Origin of the sequence: Streptomyces venezuelae (assembly GCF_008642295.1) — a bacterium.
Taxonomy (GTDB): domain Bacteria; phylum Actinomycetota; class Actinomycetes; order Streptomycetales; family Streptomycetaceae; genus Streptomyces; species Streptomyces venezuelae_C.
Genome location: NZ_CP029190.1, coordinates 2,743,458 through 2,759,507 on the forward strand (window position 1 = coordinate 2,743,458; position 16,050 = coordinate 2,759,507).

17 protein-coding genes are annotated in these 16,050 nt (G+C 72.6%); 4 read left to right on the forward strand and 13 right to left on the reverse strand.

Features of this window, described 5'->3' with window-relative positions; translation table 11 throughout:
* Positions 1-33 precede the first annotated feature (33 nt).
* From DEJ50_RS11860 to DEJ50_RS11900, 9 genes are all read right to left on the reverse strand, one after another.
* A complete protein-coding gene (locus tag DEJ50_RS11860; protein ID WP_150207700.1) occupies positions 34-1,116 on the reverse strand; it encodes a 2-aminoethylphosphonate ABC transporter substrate-binding protein in 1,083 nt (360 codons plus the stop codon).
* A 26-nt stretch (positions 1,117-1,142) separates the two neighbouring features.
* Entirely contained in the window at positions 1,143-1,940 is a 798-nt protein-coding gene (locus DEJ50_RS11865) for an ABC transporter permease (RefSeq protein ID WP_150207702.1), read from the reverse strand.
* Complete coding sequence (locus tag DEJ50_RS11870) at positions 1,927-2,739, reverse strand: 2-aminoethylphosphonate ABC transporter permease subunit (RefSeq protein ID WP_223838095.1); 813 nt, start codon at positions 2,737-2,739, stop codon at positions 1,927-1,929. Before DEJ50_RS11870 ends, DEJ50_RS11865 begins: the two co-directional genes overlap by 14 nt.
* Positions 2,740-2,995: 256 nt before the next feature.
* Positions 2,996-4,045, reverse strand: a complete 1,050-nt coding sequence (locus DEJ50_RS11875; protein WP_150207704.1) for an ABC transporter ATP-binding protein — start codon at positions 4,043-4,045, stop codon at positions 2,996-2,998.
* On the reverse strand, positions 4,042-4,752 hold the full coding sequence (locus DEJ50_RS11880) for a phosphonatase-like hydrolase (protein ID WP_223837715.1): 711 nt from the start codon (positions 4,750-4,752) through the stop codon (positions 4,042-4,044). Before DEJ50_RS11880 ends, DEJ50_RS11875 begins: the two co-directional genes overlap by 4 nt.
* Before the next feature lie 5 nt (positions 4,753-4,757).
* Positions 4,758-5,879: a TIGR03364 family FAD-dependent oxidoreductase gene (locus DEJ50_RS11885; RefSeq protein WP_150207706.1), complete on the reverse strand. Its 1,122-nt coding sequence runs from the start codon at positions 5,877-5,879 to the stop codon at positions 4,758-4,760.
* Between the two features lie 158 nt (positions 5,880-6,037).
* Positions 6,038-6,949: a GntR family transcriptional regulator gene (locus DEJ50_RS11890; RefSeq protein ID WP_223837716.1), complete on the reverse strand. Its 912-nt coding sequence runs from the start codon at positions 6,947-6,949 to the stop codon at positions 6,038-6,040.
* 19 nt (positions 6,950-6,968) lie between these two features.
* Entirely contained in the window at positions 6,969-7,739 is a 771-nt protein-coding gene (locus DEJ50_RS11895; protein ID WP_150207708.1) for a hypothetical protein, read from the reverse strand.
* Between the two features lie 225 nt (positions 7,740-7,964).
* On the reverse strand, positions 7,965-9,095 hold the full coding sequence (locus DEJ50_RS11900) for an ROK family transcriptional regulator (protein WP_223837717.1): 1,131 nt from the start codon (positions 9,093-9,095) through the stop codon (positions 7,965-7,967).
* A gap of 55 nt (positions 9,096-9,150) precedes the next feature.
* On the opposite strand from DEJ50_RS11900, the gene DEJ50_RS11905 reads away from it, so the two are divergent.
* A complete protein-coding gene (locus DEJ50_RS11905) occupies positions 9,151-10,302 on the forward strand; it encodes a Gfo/Idh/MocA family oxidoreductase (RefSeq protein ID WP_150207710.1) in 1,152 nt (383 codons plus the stop codon).
* Between the two features lie 94 nt (positions 10,303-10,396).
* On the opposite strand, the gene DEJ50_RS11910 is transcribed toward DEJ50_RS11905, so the two are convergent.
* The 4 genes from DEJ50_RS11910 to DEJ50_RS11925 form a co-directional block, all read right to left on the reverse strand.
* Positions 10,397-11,254, reverse strand: a complete 858-nt coding sequence (locus DEJ50_RS11910) for a fumarylacetoacetate hydrolase family protein (protein WP_150207711.1) — start codon at positions 11,252-11,254, stop codon at positions 10,397-10,399.
* A 154-nt stretch (positions 11,255-11,408) separates the two neighbouring features.
* Entirely contained in the window at positions 11,409-12,209 is an 801-nt protein-coding gene (locus tag DEJ50_RS11915; protein WP_150207713.1) for a YidC/Oxa1 family membrane protein insertase, read from the reverse strand.
* 133 nt (positions 12,210-12,342) lie between these two features.
* The gene (locus DEJ50_RS11920; protein WP_190344440.1) at positions 12,343-12,672 is read right to left on the reverse strand and encodes a DUF6412 domain-containing protein; all 330 of its coding nucleotides are present in this window, start codon (positions 12,670-12,672) and stop codon (positions 12,343-12,345) included.
* A 112-nt stretch (positions 12,673-12,784) separates the two neighbouring features.
* Positions 12,785-13,621 carry a class E sortase gene (locus DEJ50_RS11925; RefSeq protein WP_223837718.1) on the reverse strand — a complete coding sequence of 279 codons (837 nt, stop codon included), beginning with the start codon at positions 13,619-13,621 and terminating at the stop codon, positions 12,785-12,787.
* A 56-nt stretch (positions 13,622-13,677) separates the two neighbouring features.
* Here DEJ50_RS11925 and DEJ50_RS11930 point away from each other — a divergent pair, with 56 nt between their 5' ends.
* The 3 genes from DEJ50_RS11930 to DEJ50_RS11940 are packed head-to-tail and all read left to right on the forward strand — an operon-like array spanning position 13,678 to position 16,047.
* Positions 13,678-14,694: an SEC-C domain-containing protein gene (locus DEJ50_RS11930; RefSeq protein ID WP_150207715.1), complete on the forward strand. Its 1,017-nt coding sequence runs from the start codon at positions 13,678-13,680 to the stop codon at positions 14,692-14,694.
* Positions 14,691-15,590: a NaeI family type II restriction endonuclease gene (locus DEJ50_RS11935; protein ID WP_190344442.1), complete on the forward strand. Its 900-nt coding sequence runs from the start codon at positions 14,691-14,693 to the stop codon at positions 15,588-15,590. The genes DEJ50_RS11930 and DEJ50_RS11935 overlap by 4 nt, the downstream gene beginning before the upstream one ends.
* Positions 15,580-16,047 carry a very short patch repair endonuclease gene (locus tag DEJ50_RS11940; protein WP_150207719.1) on the forward strand — a complete coding sequence of 156 codons (468 nt, stop codon included), beginning with the start codon at positions 15,580-15,582 and terminating at the stop codon, positions 16,045-16,047. Before DEJ50_RS11935 ends, DEJ50_RS11940 begins: the two co-directional genes overlap by 11 nt.
* Positions 16,048-16,050: the final 3 nt, after the last annotated feature.

Genomic DNA, 16,050 nt, shown 5'->3' on the forward strand with positions numbered 1-16,050 from the left:
CCTGCCGGGCAGGGATGGCCAGTGGGTTACGAGTCAGCTGCCGGTGGCGGACTTCCACGCGTCGACGTACGCCGTCAGGTTCTTGTCGATGTCCGCCCAGTCCGGCTCGAAGATCTCGACTCCCGTCATGAGCTTGGTGAGTTCTACGGCATTGGCGTCGGTGGGCTTGACGTCGGAGCGGGCCGGGAAGCCGCCGCCGACCGCGCTGACCTGCTTCTGGGCCTCCTCGCTGAGCAGGTGGTCGAGGAGCTTCTTGCCGTTCTCGGTGTGCGGGGCGTTCGCGACCAGGCCGGCTGCGTACGGCAGGGCGAAGGTGGTGGGACGGCCGCCTTCCTTCGCCGGGAACCAGATGCCCAGGTTGGGCATGGACCTGGACTGGGCGAAGTTCATCTGGACGTCGCCGTTGGCGACCAGGATCTCGCCCTTGTCGGTCTTCGGTGCGAGCTTGCTGGTGGAGGAGGACGGGCCGACGTTGTTGGTCTGGAGCTTCTTCAGGTACTCCATCGCGGGCTCCTTGCCACCGAAGTCGTGCATCGACTTGATGACCACGGCCGTGCCGTCGCCGGCGACACCCGGGGTGGAGTACTGCAGCCTGCCCTTGAACTTCGGGTCCAGCAGCTGCTCCCAGGTCTTGGGGGCCTCCGGGAGCTCCTTCTTGTTGTAGATGAACGAGAAGTAGTTGTTCACCACCGAGGTCCAGCGGCCGTCGGCGGCCTTGTCGCGGCCGTTGACCTTGTCGGCGCCCTGCGGGACGTACGACTCCAGCAGGCCCTTGCCGTCGGCCTGCTGGATGAACGGCGGGAGGGTGATCAGGACGTCGGCCTGGGTGTTGGTCTTCTCGCGGACGGCGCGCTGCACCATCTCGCCGGAGCCGCCCTCGACGTACTTCACCTGGATGCCGGTCTTCTTGGTGAAGTCGGCGAAGACCTTGTCGTACCAGCCGTCGCCCTTCTCGCCCTTGAGGCCGTCGGCGCTGTAGACGGTGACGACCTTCTCGGTGCTGTCCTTGGAGTCGGCGGTGGAGGAGCCGCCGCAGGCGGTGAGGGCGGGGGCGAGGGCGAGGACGGTGGTGGCGGCGAGGACGGTGGCGGGGCGCAGGCGGGGGTTGCGGGACATGACGCTTCCTTACGGGGCAGGGGGAATCAGCGGTAGGAGGCTTTGGTGCGGATGCGGGAGACGGCCAGCAGGACCAGCAGGGTGGTGGCCATCAGGACCACGGCGATGGCGGAGCCGCTGAACAGCGAACCCCGGTCGGTGGCGGTGAACACGCGGACCGGCAGGGGCATCCAGTCCGGCGGGTAGAGCATCATCGTGGCGCTCAGCTCGCCCATGGAGAGGGCGAAGCAGAGCCCGGCCGCGGCGTTGAGGGAGGGCAGCAGGAGGGGCAGTTCGACCCGCCACAGGACGTACCAGGGGCGGGCGCCGAGGCTGGCCGCGGCCTGCGCGTAGGCGGGGTCGAGGCGGACGATCGCGGCCGACACCGACTGGTAGGCGAAGGCGGTGACCAGGATGGTGTGGGCCAGGATCACGATGCTGCTGGTGCCGTTGAGCAGCACCGGGGGCCGGCTGAACGCGACGAGCACGGCCAGGCCGACCACCACGGAGGGGACCGCCACCGGAAGCATGAACAGCGCGTCCAGGGTGCGCTTTCCGTGCTTCTTCAGCCGGGCGGCGGCGAGGGCCGCCCAGGTTCCGGTGGCGAGGGCCAGCAGGCTGGCGGTGACCGCGGTGACCAGGCTGGTGGTCAGGGCCTGGAGGGATTCGCCGCGGACGGCGGAGGCGTAGTGCTCGGCGGTCGGGCCGGAGGGGAACGCACCGGACCAGTTGGTGGCGAAGGAGGCGGCGAGGACCACCAGCAGCGGCAGGGCGAAGAGGGGGAGGAAGAGGAGGGCGAACAGGGCCCATGCGGCCCAGCGGCCCGCCTTGCTATGCACCAGCACGCTTGCTCACCACCCGGTAGAGGCCGAACAGGCCCACGGAGATCGCGATGTTGACGACGGCGACCACGCAGGCGGCCGGGTAGTCGGATTCGAGGATGGCCTTGCCGTAGACCAGCATCGGGAGGGTGGTGACGCCCTTGGCCCCGGTGAAGAGGACGATGCCGAACTCGTTGAGGCACATGACGAGGACGAGGCTGCCGCCGGCGGCGAGGGCAGGGAGCGACTCGGGGAGGATCACCCGGCGGATGATCCGCAGCGGCCTGGCACCGAGGCTGGAGGCCACCTCCAGCTGGGCGGTGTCGATCTGCGAGAACGCGGCGAGCAGCGGGCGCATCACGAAGGGGGTGAAGTAGGTGATCTCCGCGAGGAGTACGCCCCAGGGGGTGGTGAGGAAGTGGAAGGGGCCCTCGGCGGCGCCGGTGAGGTCGGTCCAGACGCCGTTGGCCATGCCGACGGTGCCGTAGATGAAGAGGAGGGCGAGGGTGATGAGGAAGGAGGGGAAGGAGAGGAAGACGTCGATGAAGCGGGCGACGGCTTTGGCGCCGGGGAACGGTACGAAGGCGATGACCAGGGCGAGGGCGAAGCCGAGGGCCAGGCAGCCGGCGGTGGCGCCGGCGGCCAGCCAGACGGTGGTGCCGAGCGCTTCGCGGAAGGCGGTGGAGCCGAAGACCTCGGCGTAGGCGGCGAAGGCGCCGCCCTCGTCGGGGGTGAGGGACTGCTGCACGACGAGCGCGAGCGGGTACAGGAACACCAGCCCGAGCAGGGCAACGGGCGGCACGGCCCACACGCTCCGCGGCACCCGCGGTCCCCGGCCGTACCCCTGGCCGGGGGCGGGGGCGGGCGCGGCGGTACCGGGGGCTCCGGCCGGCCCCCGGCCCGGCTCCGGGCTGGTGCCGGGACTGGGGGCCGGGGACCCGCCTGCATCCCGGCCCGCCGGCGCGGGGTCGCGCACCGGGGCGGGGCCCTGGGCCGGGGTCTCGGCGGGGGCCGGCGGGCGTGGGGCCGGCGCAGTGGGGGCCGGCGACGCGGTGGACTGGGGGCCGGGGCGGGTGTGGTCAGCCATCGGACACCCCAGCGGACAGCAGCACCGCGTCGCGGGGTTCGAAGTGGAGGGTGACGTCCTCGCCCAGCGCCGGGGTTTCGCGGAGCTCCGGCAGGTCCGCCTTCACGCGGTGCCCGTCGACGTCCACGTACAGGCGGTGCGTGGAGCCGCGCCACTGCACCTCGGTGATCCGGCCGCGCAGCGCGTTCGGCCCGTCGCCGAGGCCGAGCAGGTGCGGGCGTACGCACAGGGTCGCGGCGGCGCCCGGAGCGGCGCGCCCCCGGTCGAGGGTCAGCGGGCGGCCCGCGAACACCGCGCCGCCGTCCGTGACGGTGACCGGCAGCAGGTTCGCGTTGCCGACGAACGACGCGGTGAACTCGGTGCGCGGCGCCCGGTACAGCTCCTGCGGCGTACCGCAGTCCTGGAGGCGGGCCCGGTCCATCACCGCGATCCGGTCGGCCAGCGTGAGCGCCTCCACCTGGTCGTGGGTGACGTACAGGATGGACACATCGGGCAGTTCGCGGTGCAGGCGGGCGAGTTCCGCCAGCATCCCGGACCGCAGCTGCGCGTCCAGCGCGGACAGCGGCTCGTCGAGCAGCAGCACGCCCGGCCGGATGGCCAGCGCCCGCGCGATGGCGACCCGCTGCTGCTGCCCTCCGGACAGTTCCCGCGGGTAGCGGGTGGCGTACCCGGACATGCCCGTCAGTTCCAGCGCCTCGGCCACCCGGCCGGGGATCTCCGCCTTGGGCGTCTTCTGGGCGCGCAGCCCGAACGCGACGTTGTCCGCCACCCGCATGTGCGGGAACAGCGCGTACTGCTGGACGACCATGCCGATCCCGCGGCGGTGCGGCGGCAGCGCGGTGACGTCCCGGCCGCCGATCAGCACCCGCCCGGCGGCCGGCCGGACGAAGCCGGCCACCGCCCGCAGGGCCGTGGTCTTGCCGGAACCGGAGGGCCCGAGCAGCGCCATGACCTCGCCGGGTTCGACGGTCAGGTCGAGGCTGTCCAGGACGGTGGTGCCGCCGTAGGCCACGGACACCGCGTCGAACCGGATGCCGCTCACGACTGCTCCAGCAGGGCGGGCAGTTCGGCCACCGAGCCGAGCACATGGGTGGCGCCGTTGGCCAGCAGGGCGTCCCGCCCGTGGGCCCCGGTCAGCACCCCGGCGACCAGTCCGGCGCCGGCCCGGCTGCCGCTGAGCATGTCGTAGGCGGTGTCGCCGGCGACCACCAGCTGCCGTACGTCGTCCACCGCGCCGGTCCGCAGGAACGCGGCCAGCACCATGTCCGGGTAGGGCCGGCCACGGCCGCCCGCGTCGGCCGGACACAGGGTGAGTTCGACCAGGTCGCGCCAGCCGAGCGCGTCGAGGATGGCGTCCTGGGTGACCCGGGCGAAGCCGGTGGTCAGGACGACGGTCCGGCCGTCGGCGCGGAGCTGCTCGATGGCCTCGCGGGCACCGGGCAGCGGCTCGACGAGGCCGGCGTCGACGAGTTCCCCGTAGGCCTCCTCGAAGGCGGAGTTGGCCTGCCGGGCCAGCTCCTCCGTACCGAACAGGTGGCGGAAGACGGAGATCTTCGACTCGCCCATGGTGTCGCGTACGTACTGGAGCTTCGCGGCGTGGTCGGCGGAGCCGGGCTCGACCCCGAGGTGTCCGGCGGCCCGCTCGAAGGCGCGCTCGACCAGGCCGCCATCGGCGACGGTGGTACCGGCCATGTCGAGGACGACGAGGCGCTTCTGTTGCTGCTGCATCTGCTGCTTCATGTGGTCCATGTGGTTCACCAGCCCAGTTCGTTTGCGGTGGTTTCGGCGATGGCGGGCGAGCAGGTCATGCCGCGCCCACCGGGTCCGGTCACCAGCCACACCCCGTCCCGCACCTGCTGGCGGTGGACGACCCGGGTGGTGTCGGTGCACTGCGCGTACACACCCGCCCAGCGGCGCCGGATCTTCGGCAGGGGGCGGCCCAGGAAGGATTCGACGACCTGGGTGAGGTGCTCGTAGGGGTCCTCGACGGTGTCGAAGGCGAAGGGGTGCTCGTACTCGTGGGTGTCGCCGATGGTCAGACCGCCGTCGAGGCGCTGGACCATCAGCAGCTGCATCTTGTGGGCGGCGGCGGTCTCCGTCTGGAGCTGCTCGGCGTTGAGCGCGTCGAGGGCCGCGGACCGGTAGGCGGGGTAGTAGCGGAAGCTGTCGGCGTCGGCGACGGAGGTGGTCAGCGGCTCGCCGAGGGGTTCGGTCTGCATCATCTGCAGGCGGACCCGGCGGACCGGCAGGTCCGGGGCGAGTTCGCGGACGAGGCCGGTCAGCCACGCGCCGGTGGCCAGGATCACCGCGTCGCCCTCGTGGACCTCGCCGTGGTCGTCCCGGACGGCGCCGGGCCCGGCGAGGTCACGGACCTCGCGGCCGGGCCGGAAGGTGTAGCGGCCGGATTCCAGGAGAGCCCGGCGCAGGGCGAGTTGGGCGGTGCGCGGCTCGACGGCGGCGTCCCGCTCGCACCACAGGGCGGCCTCGAAGCTGCCGCGCAGGGCCGGGTTGAGGGCGCGTGCCTCGGCGGCCGTGAGCAGCTTGTAGCCGCGGGCGGCGGCATCCGGCCGCCGGGTGGCGGCCTCGGCCACGGCGTACTCGCGGGCGTTGCGGACGGGGGTCAGCGAGCCGATGGCCCGGAAGCCGAGCTCCGGGACCTGCGCCCCGATGGCCTCCCACAGCTCGCGGGCCCGCAGTGCGGTCTCCAACTCCGCTCCACCGGCGCGCCCGCTGACCCAAATCTGGCCGAAATTGCGCAGTGAGGCGCCGCGCGCCTCGGCCTCGCGCTCGATCTGTACGACCTCGTGGCCGCGCTGGACTGCTTGCCAGGCGTGCATGGTGCCGACCACGCCGCCTCCGACGACTATGACTCTCACGGCGACCACGGTGGTCGGGACCCATGGACCGGGAGGGTCGGGACGGCAACGCGACGGTGAACAGCCCCCGACTCTTGGACTAGACCCGTTATCGTTCTGTGATATGCGGGTGGGTGCAGTGATGGCGGGACCACGGGGAGCTGCCCGTGCGACCCGTGCTACCCGGACTTCAGATGCGTCGTGAAGCTGAACCGGTCGCCACGGTAGAGCGAACGCACCCGCTCCAGCGGACGCCCTTCCCCGTCCCGCGAGAACCGGTGGATGAGCAGCATCGGGAGGGCCGGCGGGGTGCCGATGAGCAGCGCCTCGCGGGGGGTGGCCAGGACGGTCTCCAGCTTTTCGTCGGCGTCCCCGAAGACGATCCCGAGCCGGTCGCGCAGATAGCCGTAGAGGGAGGAGTCCGGCTGGAATTCGCTGTCCAGGCGGGGCACCCGGGCCACACGGATGTACGTGCTCTCCAGCCCGACCCGCTCGTCGTCGGCGAGCAGGACCCGCTCCATGTGCCAGACCGGCTCGCCGGGCTCGGCGCCGATACCGGGGGCGAGGTCGGGCGGGCAGGGGAACTGCTCCAGACCGATCAGGTTGCGGCCGGGACGGCGGCCCTGGCGGCGCACCCCCTCGGTGTAGCTGGCGAGGGACAGCGGCTGCTCCAGCTTGGGCCCGGCCACGACGGTGCCGCGGCCGGAGCGGCGGAGCCGGCCTTCGAGGAGCAGCTCGCGCAGGGCCTGGCGGACGGTCTCCCGGGCCACCTCGTACCGCTCGGCCAGATCCCGCTCGGTGGGCAGCAGTCCGCCCTCGCCCAACTCCTCGATGAGATCGGCGATCCGGGCTTTGACGGCGTAGTACTTGGGGATGCGGCCGTGCTCGGGGATCCCGGAACGCACGGGCGATCCGGGGCGGTGGTCGGGGGCGCTGCCGGGGGCGCCGCTGCCGGGGGTGCTGCCGGGGCTGCTGTTGCCGGGGGTGCTGCCGGGGCGGGGGCCGGGGCTGCCCTCGAAGCGGGTGCCGGGAGCCTCCGCGGGGCTGCCCTCGGGGCTCATGGCGGGATGGTGCTGCTCGGTCGGTTCCACGCTCGGACTGTACGGGCGATCAACGCGCGCGCAGCCGCCGGGCCCCGAGCAGCAGACCTCCGCCCACGGCCAGCGCGCCGGCTGCCGCGCCGGCGTACGCCCACTCCTTCGCACCGGTCCGGGCCAGCGAGTCCGGCACCACCGCTGCCGGGGCGGCCGACTGCTCGGGGCCCTCGACGGAGAACCGGTAGCCGCCGGCCTCGCCGACCCACTCCCCGTCGTCCGCCGCACGCCGGACCAGCGCCGCGTCCGCGACCACCTCACCGGTCGGGGCGCCGGCGGCGAAGGACAGGCCGACCTTGACGGTGGCGGAGCCGCCCGGGGCCACCGCGAAGCCGGGGAAGGCGCTGCCGCCGTCGAAGACGGCGACGATCTCGTCGCGGTCGGTCCGCTCCAGGCTGACCGGGAAGGTGCCGGCGGGCGCCTGGAACTCCATCCGGAGGTGCTCGGGGCGGAGGGTGCGGGTCTTGTCGCTGAACACCACGACGGGGTGGATGGCGGTGCAGGGGGTGCGGGTGGTGTTGGTCAGGTCCAGATACCAGGTCTGTGCGTCCCCGCCGCTGCGGTAGACGGCGGGTCCGCCCCTGATCCGGGCGCCGATGGGGAACTCGGCACTCTTGCCGTCGCCGCAGACGGCCTTGGCCCGCGAAGGCAGCGCGGGCGCGGGCTTGGCGGCTCCGCCGCCGATGTCCCGGGGTCCGGCGGCGTGGGCGGCGTGGGCCGCGGCGGCGGCCGGCCCGGCCAAGGCGAGCAGGACGCCGGAGAGGGCAAGGGCTTTGCGCAGTCGCATGAAGGGCCTTCGCTACTCGCCGAACGAGGAAACGGTGAAGCGGTGAAGCGGTCTGGCGGTGAAGCGGTGTGGTGGTGGTCAGACCATCAGACCAGGTGACTATCACCCTGCCATGCCTGGCAGCCTCCCACGCGCGCGACCCGCTCCCCACCCGCCGCACCCGAAAACACCCTGTTTACCCCCGCATGGCCGACCCGCCCTGACACGGCCTGCCTGCCGGCCGCGTCAGGAGCGGCCGAACAGCGGGCCCAGGATCAGATCCGCCGCACCCTCCGCCACGCCGCCCCCGGCCAGCGACACCTCGACCCCGGCCGACCCGGGCACCCCGGCCGGGCCGAGCACGCCCGCTTGCGCCCGCGCCCGGGCCCGCAGGACCTCGGCCACCCCGGCCAGGAACACCTCCGGCGACTCCGTCACCACCCGCCCGCCCAACAGCACCCGCTCCACGTCCAGCAGGGCCACCAGGTTCGCCGCGGCCTCCCCCAGGATCCGGGCCGCCTCGGCCAGGTCCCCGCGGGCCACCGCCGCCAGGCACAGCGCCTCCACGCAGCCGCGCGCCCCGCACCGGCACGGCGGACCGTCCAGCTGCAGCACCTGGTGCCCGAACTCCCCCGCCCCGGAACGGCCCTCGCGCCCGCCCCGGTACACCCGGCCGTCCAGGCACAGTCCGGCTCCCAGACCGGTCCCGAGGTGCAGGTACGCGCCCGCGCCCGGGCCGGACCAGGCCGCCGCGGCGGCTCCCGCGTGGGTGTCCTTGTCGAGCTCCACCCGCACCCCGAGCCGCTCCTCCAGCACGTCCCGCAGCGGATAGCCCGCCCAGTCCGGGAATCCGGTCACCCGGCCGAGCACGCCGGCGCTCCGGTCGAGCGGGCCCGGTGCCGCCACCCCGACGCCGAGTACGGCCGTGAACGAGCCGTCTGCAGCCGTCCGTACCGCTCGTACGAGCTCCTCCACCACGTCCACCACGGCCGCCGGTCCCGCCGGTCCGGCCGCGAAGTTCAGCCCGGCCCGGGATTCCGCCACCACCCGTCCGGCCAGATCAACCCGGACCACCCGCACCTCGTCCCGGTCGAGGTGCACCCCGACCGCATGCCCGGCGCCCGGCACCAGCCGGAGCAGGGTGCGCGGCTTGCCGCCGGTGGACGCGCCGCGCCCGGCCTCGGCGACCAGGCCCTCCGCCCGCAGCCGTGCCGTGATCTTACTGACGGCCTGCGGGGTGAGCCCCGTACGCTCGGCCAGCTCGCCACGCCCCAGCCCCTCCGCCCCGGCCCCCCGCAGCAGGTCCAGCACCAGCGCCGCATTGTGGCCGCGCAGGCCCGGCAGATTGACCCCAGCAGTCCCGTTAGCCCGTTTCACCTGCCCATTCTCTCCCCTCCTTGCACTTTGGCAACACTGTTGCCAAAGTGGCGCCATGAGTACCAGCACCAGCAGCGCCGCCGCCCCCGCCCCCCTCGGCTCCGGTTCCGGTTCCGGCTCCGGCTCCTCCGGCTCCCGCCCGCCGCTCCGCGTCGGCCTCGTCGGCTACGGCCTCGCCGGCTCCGTCTTCCACGCCCCCCTGGTGGCCGCGACGGAGGGACTGGTCCTCGACACGATCGTCACCGCCAACCCGGAGCGCCGGGACCTGGCCCGGGCCGAGTTCCCGGAGGTGCGGTTCGCCGACTCCCCCGAGGAGCTGTGGAAGCGGACCCCCGCCCTCGACCTCATCGTGATCGCCTCCCCCAACAAGACCCATGTGCCGCTCGCCACCGCCGCCCTGAAGGCCGGCATTCCGGTGGTCGTGGACAAGCCGCTCGCCGCGACGGCCGCCGAGGCCCACGCCCTGGCCGCGCTCGCCGACCGGACCGGCACCTTCCTGTCCGTCTTCCAGAACCGCCGCTGGGACAACGACTTCCTCACCCTGCGCCGGATCATCGCGAGCGGCGAGCTCGGCACGGTCCAGCGGTTCGAGTCCCGGTTCGAGCGGTGGCGGCCCCAGCTCAAGGGCGGCTGGCGCGAGTCCGGGGCACCCGAGGAGGTCGGCGGCCTGCTGTACGACCTGGGCAGCCACCTGGTGGACCAGGCTCTGGTGCTGTTCGGGCCGGCCGTACGGGTCTACGCCGAGACCGACGTACGCCGCCCGGGCGCCCAGACGGACGACGACACCTTCATCGCCGTCACCCACGCGAACGGGGTCCGCTCCCACCTCTACATGAGCGCGACCACCGCCCAGCTGGGCCCGCGCTTCCGGGTACTGGGCTCCTCGGCGGGCTTCGTGAAGTACGGCCTGGACCCGCAGGAGGCCGCGCTGCGCGAGGGCCGCCGACCCGGGCAGCCGGACCAGCCGTGGGGCGAGGAGCCGGAGCACTGCCGGGGGACGGTCGGCTCGGGCGAGTCCCCGCTGACCGGCGGCGGCCGGCCGGAGCCGACGGTGCCGGGCGATTACCCGGCGTACTACGCGGCGGTGGCGGCGGCGCTCCGCGAGGGCGGCCCGGCGCCGGTCACCGCACAGGAGGCGGCGCAGGCGCTGGCCGTCCTGGAGGCGGCCCGCCGCTCCTCCCACGAGGGCACCACGATCACCCTCTGACCGCGGGGCGGCGGGCGCCACCCGAAGGCGGCGCCTGCCGGCCGGGGCTCGGTGCGCACTCAGCGCACCGAGCCCATGAAGCGAAGCTGTCGCGCTAGGCGCTCTTGAACTCCTGGCGCTGGCGGCCCAGCCCGGAGATCTCCAGCTCGACCACATCGCCGGCCCGCAGGAACGGCTTCGGCTCCGGCTGGCCCGCGGCCACTCCGGCCGGGGTGCCGGTGACGATCACATCGCCGGGGTACAGGGTCATGAAGTGGCTCAGGTACCGGACGACCTCGCCGACCGGGAAGATCTGGTCGGAGGTCGAGCCGTTCTGCTTCAGCTCGCCGTTCACCCACAGCTTCACGTCCAGCACCTGCGGGTCCGGCACTTCGTCGGCGGTGACCAGCCAGGGGCCGAGCGGGGTGAAGGTCTCGCAGTTCTTGCCCTTGTCCCAGGTGCCGCCGCGCTCGTTCTGGAACGCGCGCTCGGTGACGTCGTCCGCGAGGACGTACCCGCCCACATGGGCGAGGCCCTCCTCGGCCGAGGACAGGTAGCGGGCGGTGGCGCCGATGACGACGCCGAGCTCGGCCTCCCAGTCGGTCTTCACGCTGCCGCGCGGAATCAGCACGGTGTCGTCCGGGCCGACGACCGTGTCCGGAGCCTTCATGAACACGATGGGCTCGGCCGGCGCCTGGGCGCCGACCTCGGCGGCGTGGCAGTGGTAGTTCAGCCCGATGCCCACGATCTTGCCGATCCGGCCCACCGGCGCACCGATGCGCAGGCCCTCCGCGCCGAGTACGGGAAGCTCACCGGAGGCCGCCGCGTCCCGGACGCGGGACAGCACGGATTCGTCGGCGAGCAGGGCGCCGTCCACATCCGTGACAAGGCCGGACAGGTCCCGCAGGGTCCCGTCCTGGTCGAGCAGCGCGGGGCGTTCGGCCCCCACCGGACCGACACGCAGCAGCTTCATGGTCATTCTCCCGTGGTCGAGGGTGGTCGACCCATGGGCATGCCCCGGGCCGGACGATGGGTTGCGGCCATCGGAGGATTGGTTGATCCTCCAAGAAGCCGGTCCAATCCGCAAGACCCTGTTCACGGACTGGACCGCACACCCTTCCGCCCGGCTACTTCGCCCCGATGCGCCCCTTATCCGCCTTACGTTCCATACGGTCCCAGCGGTGCTGGAGCCAGGCCCGCTCGCCGGCCGTCCACGCCGTGGTGGTCAGCAGGTAGAGGCCGGCGGCCAGCGGCACGACGGCAGCGGTGATCAGCGTCCCGAACGCCATCAGCGGCATCACCTTGAGCATCCGCCCCATCAGCGCCGCCCCCGGATCCGACTCGCCCCCGGCCGCGGCGGCCAGGCCGGCCGGGCCGTCGCCCGCGGCCATGGCCCGCCGCGCCCGCAGTACCGTCCAGGCGGCCACCGCAGCGATCGCCGCGAACAGCCCGAGGAACACCAGCCCCTGCGCTCCGAACACCCCGCCCTCGGCCAGGGCATCGGTCCAGTGCCCGCCGAGCGGCGCTCCGAGCAGCCCCTCGGCCAGCAGCGCGTTGGTCTCGCCGCCGAGGCTGCCCGCCGAGAACACCCGGTACATGACGAAGAACACCGGCAGCTGCACCAGCATCGGCAGGCAGCCGGCCAGCGGGGAGGTGCCGGCCTGGGTGTGCAGCTCCAGGACGGCCTTCTGCAGCCGGTCCGCATTCCTGGGGCCGGGGTGGCGGCGCTTCAGCTCGGCGAGCCGGGGCGCCAGCGCCGCCCGGGCCCGCTCACCGCGGAAGGCGGCCCGGGTGAGCGGGTGCAGGGCGACCCGTACGAGCACGGTGAACAGCACGATCGCCGCAGCCGTCGCGGAACCCGCGAACAGCGGGTCCAGCAGGTCGGCGAGTTGATCGACAAAAGCAGCGAAGACAGCAGAAACGGACACGTGGAACCCTCCGAGGGGTCTCGTCCTGCCATCGCGCGAGCATGCGCGCGAAGGCACCGAAAGATGGAATTTCGGTATGACGAGCCACGAGGGGCGCGCGGAACAACGAGGTGCGGTGGTGCGGAGCGAACCCCTACGCGGCCGTCGGAGACGGACGGCCGGGAGCCCTGGGCCGCGACCGGCCCGAGGCATCGGGATCACGCTGCGGCAGGAACGCCGTACGCTGCTCGCGATCACGGATCGCGGTGCGTATTCGGGTGGGCGGTACGGGCGAGGCGCTGCGCGCCACCAGGGCGGCACAGCCCAGAACGGCTGCGCTCACGGCGGCAGTGGCCGCAAAGGTCACGGCGGAGGCGAGACCGCCCTCACCGAGGACGGCGGCGGCCACTCCGGCCAGCCCCCACACGAGGAGCACGGCCACCGGCCCGACCCGCGCCGCCAAGGCACGCATCCACTCGCGCATCCGCCCCCCCTCTCCCCTCGGACCACACCATCGTTCGACTCTTCGACCGTGCCTTCGATACTAGCCCGCACCACCGACAACGAACCGAACAACAGACACGGACAACAGGGGGTCATCTCCGCTCACTCGACCGGAGCGTCCCCCACACCACCAGACGGTACTTGGAGCTGTACTCGGGCGTGCAGGTGGTCAGGGTGATGTACGCGCCCGGCTCGCTGTACCCGTACTCGGGCCGGACCACGCTCCGCGGCACCTTCGCGATCACTCCGGTGTCCCGCTCCGAGGTCTCGGCGAGCGTCTTCCCCACCACGTACACGTACCGCTTCCCCTTCACATCGACGATCAACTCGTCGCCGGCCCGCAGCCGGTTGATGTAGCGGAAGGGTTCGCCATGGGTGTTGCGGTGCCCGGCCAGCGCGAAGTTCCCCTGCGCCCCTGGCTGTCCCGTTTCCGGGTAGTGCCCGACGTACCCCTTGTCGAGCACCCCGCGCCTGCTCACCCCCTGCGCGACGGGCACCACCACCCCCAGCCGCGGGATGCGCAGTACGGCGTACGCCCGCTCCGGCCCGGCCGACGGCCGAGGCCGGGCTGCCCCACCGCCCGACGGAACCGGGATCACCGGCGCACCGGACGGAACCACCCCGTCCACGGGCGCCCCACCGCCCTCCCCACCGTCACCAGGGGCCGGAGGGCCAGTCCCCGTCCCCTCCACGTCAGCGTCGCCGGCACCGGACGGCTCACCCTCGCCCCGGTCCCACTGCTCCTCCAGCACCGCCACCTGCTCCCGGGCCCCGGCGACCGCCTGCCGATTGGTCCACCACACCTGATGTACCACCAGCAACATCACGATCACCCCCACGGTGACCGTCAACTCGGCCGCACCCCACAGTCCCCGGGCCAGCAGCCCGCGCCGCCGCCCCTGAACCACCACCGGTATGCGATCCCTCACGGCCGGCACCCTAGGTCCTCCCCCGTCAACTGACCAGCAGCAGTACCGTGTGAACCATGCGCCCCGACACGCCTGCCGAGCACATCGCCGAAGCCGAGCGCCTGATCCGCACGGCGACCCGCTACCCCGAGGACCAGGAGCCGCTGCTCCTGCAGGCCGCCGCCCACCTCGAACTGGCCGACGCACGCGACCGGGCCAGCAGCCTGTACGACCAACTCCTCTCCTCCTCGCCCGCCAACCCCCACCTGATCAAGGCCCTCCAGGCCGCGAACCTGTGGGAGTACGGCCACGAGGCCGAGGCCCGCGCCCTGATCTCCGGCATCCGGTCGGCCACGCCCGCCGACCCCGCCCCGTGGGAGGTGATCGCCGAAACCCTCGAGGCCCACGACGAGTTGACCGCCTCCGAGGAGTGCTTCACCGAGGCGGCCACGCTGCTGATCTCGGAGGACACCCCGCTCACCCCGGCGACCACCGCGCTCCTCACCGGCCGGCACCGGGTCCGCCGGCTCCTCGGGCTCCCGCACGACGACTGGGACATGGTCGCTGACACCCGCCACACCGGACCCGTCCCGCTGGACGAGCTCCACGACCCCAAGCGCATCTGGGCCCTCGGCTCCGACGACCCGGCCGAGCTCCGCGCCGAGATCGCCCGCCTCCGCGCCGAACTCGGCGACCGCCGGGCGGCCCTCTCCCGTCCGTTCCCGGTGGCGATCCTCCACTGGCCCGCCGCCGAGCTCGCCGAACTCCTCACCGCCTACCCGACCCTGTCCGCGGAATACCCGTCCCACGCGGTCCACCTGGCCGGCATCGAGTCCTCCCTCCGCGCCCTCGCCGCCTCGGGCACCCACAACCTGGGCATCGTCACCGCCAGCGTCCCCTCGTACGAGGCCTTCGCCGCCTCGGAGAAGACCTCCCCGGCCTCCCCCTCCCTCCTCGCGGAATACGCCACCACCCTCGCAGCCCGCGGCAAAGCCACCCCCTGGCCCCCCTCCCCCACAGCCCCCTGCTGGTGCACCTCGGGCAAGCGCTACGCGGAGTGCCACGGGAACGCTCCGGGAGGCAACGTCCGGTGAGCGGGGGCCGTCTCGTCCTCCAGGAACCGGGGGAAATATGCACGAACACCGACCTCGGCACCCACCTCCTGTCCTGTCCGGAGGACGATGCTGAGCTGCAGGCCGTTCTGGGCTGGCTGCGGCTCCGGGATGTCTCCGGGCTCTACACAAGGGCGATCGCCAACTCTGTCGACTACGTCCTCGACGGAGCCAGGACGGGCCGGTACGACCTGCTGTCTCCGGACGTCCACCCCGGCGAGCGTGCATCCGTAGGAGCGAAGCTGGAGTACGAAGTGCTCCGCTCGCTCGGGCTGCCCAAAACGCGGCCTCTGGACACGGTGATCACTGCGGTGCCCGTGGATATCAAGGCGACGGTCGGGGCGAACTGGGCGATACCTGCCGAGGCGCACTGCCAGTTGTGCATCTGCACCCAGATCGAGCTCGGGCGAAGCCGCCACCGCTCATGGCTGGTCCGTGCACACCGGTCGTGGCTCTATCGTGGCAAGGGGAACAGAGACGGCAAGCGGGGCCTCGCGGCTCACGCACGTGAGCACTGGAGCGTTCCCCTCTATGAATGGACTCCGCTGCCGGTAAATCCCCTGACCCGGCTCACCCCAGAACAGGCAAGCCGGGTACTGGCCAAGAGACCGGGGCAGGAGCAGCGCTTCACCATGATGTTCCAGTATCTGGCGGGGCACGTGATCCCACGGAGCGTGATCGCGACCGTGGGGGCCGGGCATCATGATCCGGTACGCCGGGCACGGAACATCAGAAAGAAGCTGGCGCAGGATGGTCTCGTCCTGCTCTGCGGCAAGTTCCCGGAGCAGCGCGATCTCGCCGCGGCGCAGAAGATCACGCTGGGGCCCGAGGACTGGGTCGCTTTGCGTATGGATGGAGAACCGCCCCATGCCGGATGAGACGCCTTGGCAGCCGCCTGAGGGTTCCTGGGCTTCCTCCGCGGCCCGCAGGCGCAATATGCAGGCAATCCGGAGCCGTGACACCAAACCCGAGCGTGTCATCCGGCGACTCGTCCATGCGAGGGGGCTCCGCTACCGGATTGCTGCGAGGCCTCTGCCTGACCTTCGCCGGACCGCCGACATGGTGTTCCGTCCGGCGAAGGTGGCCGTCTTCATCGACGGGTGCTACTGGCACGGCTGCCCTGAGCACTACGTGTCACCGAAGACCAACCCGGGCTACTGGTCGGAAAAGGTGGCCAGGAACATGGCCCGTGACCGCGACACGGACCAGCGGCTTGAGGAAGCCGGCTGGCTCGTGCTCCGGTTCTGGGAGCACGAGGCGTCCGATGTATGCGCAGCAACGATTGCCGCTGCTGTGTCGCAGCGGCGCAGTCAGGACCCTGCCACCCGCCCGTAGGCC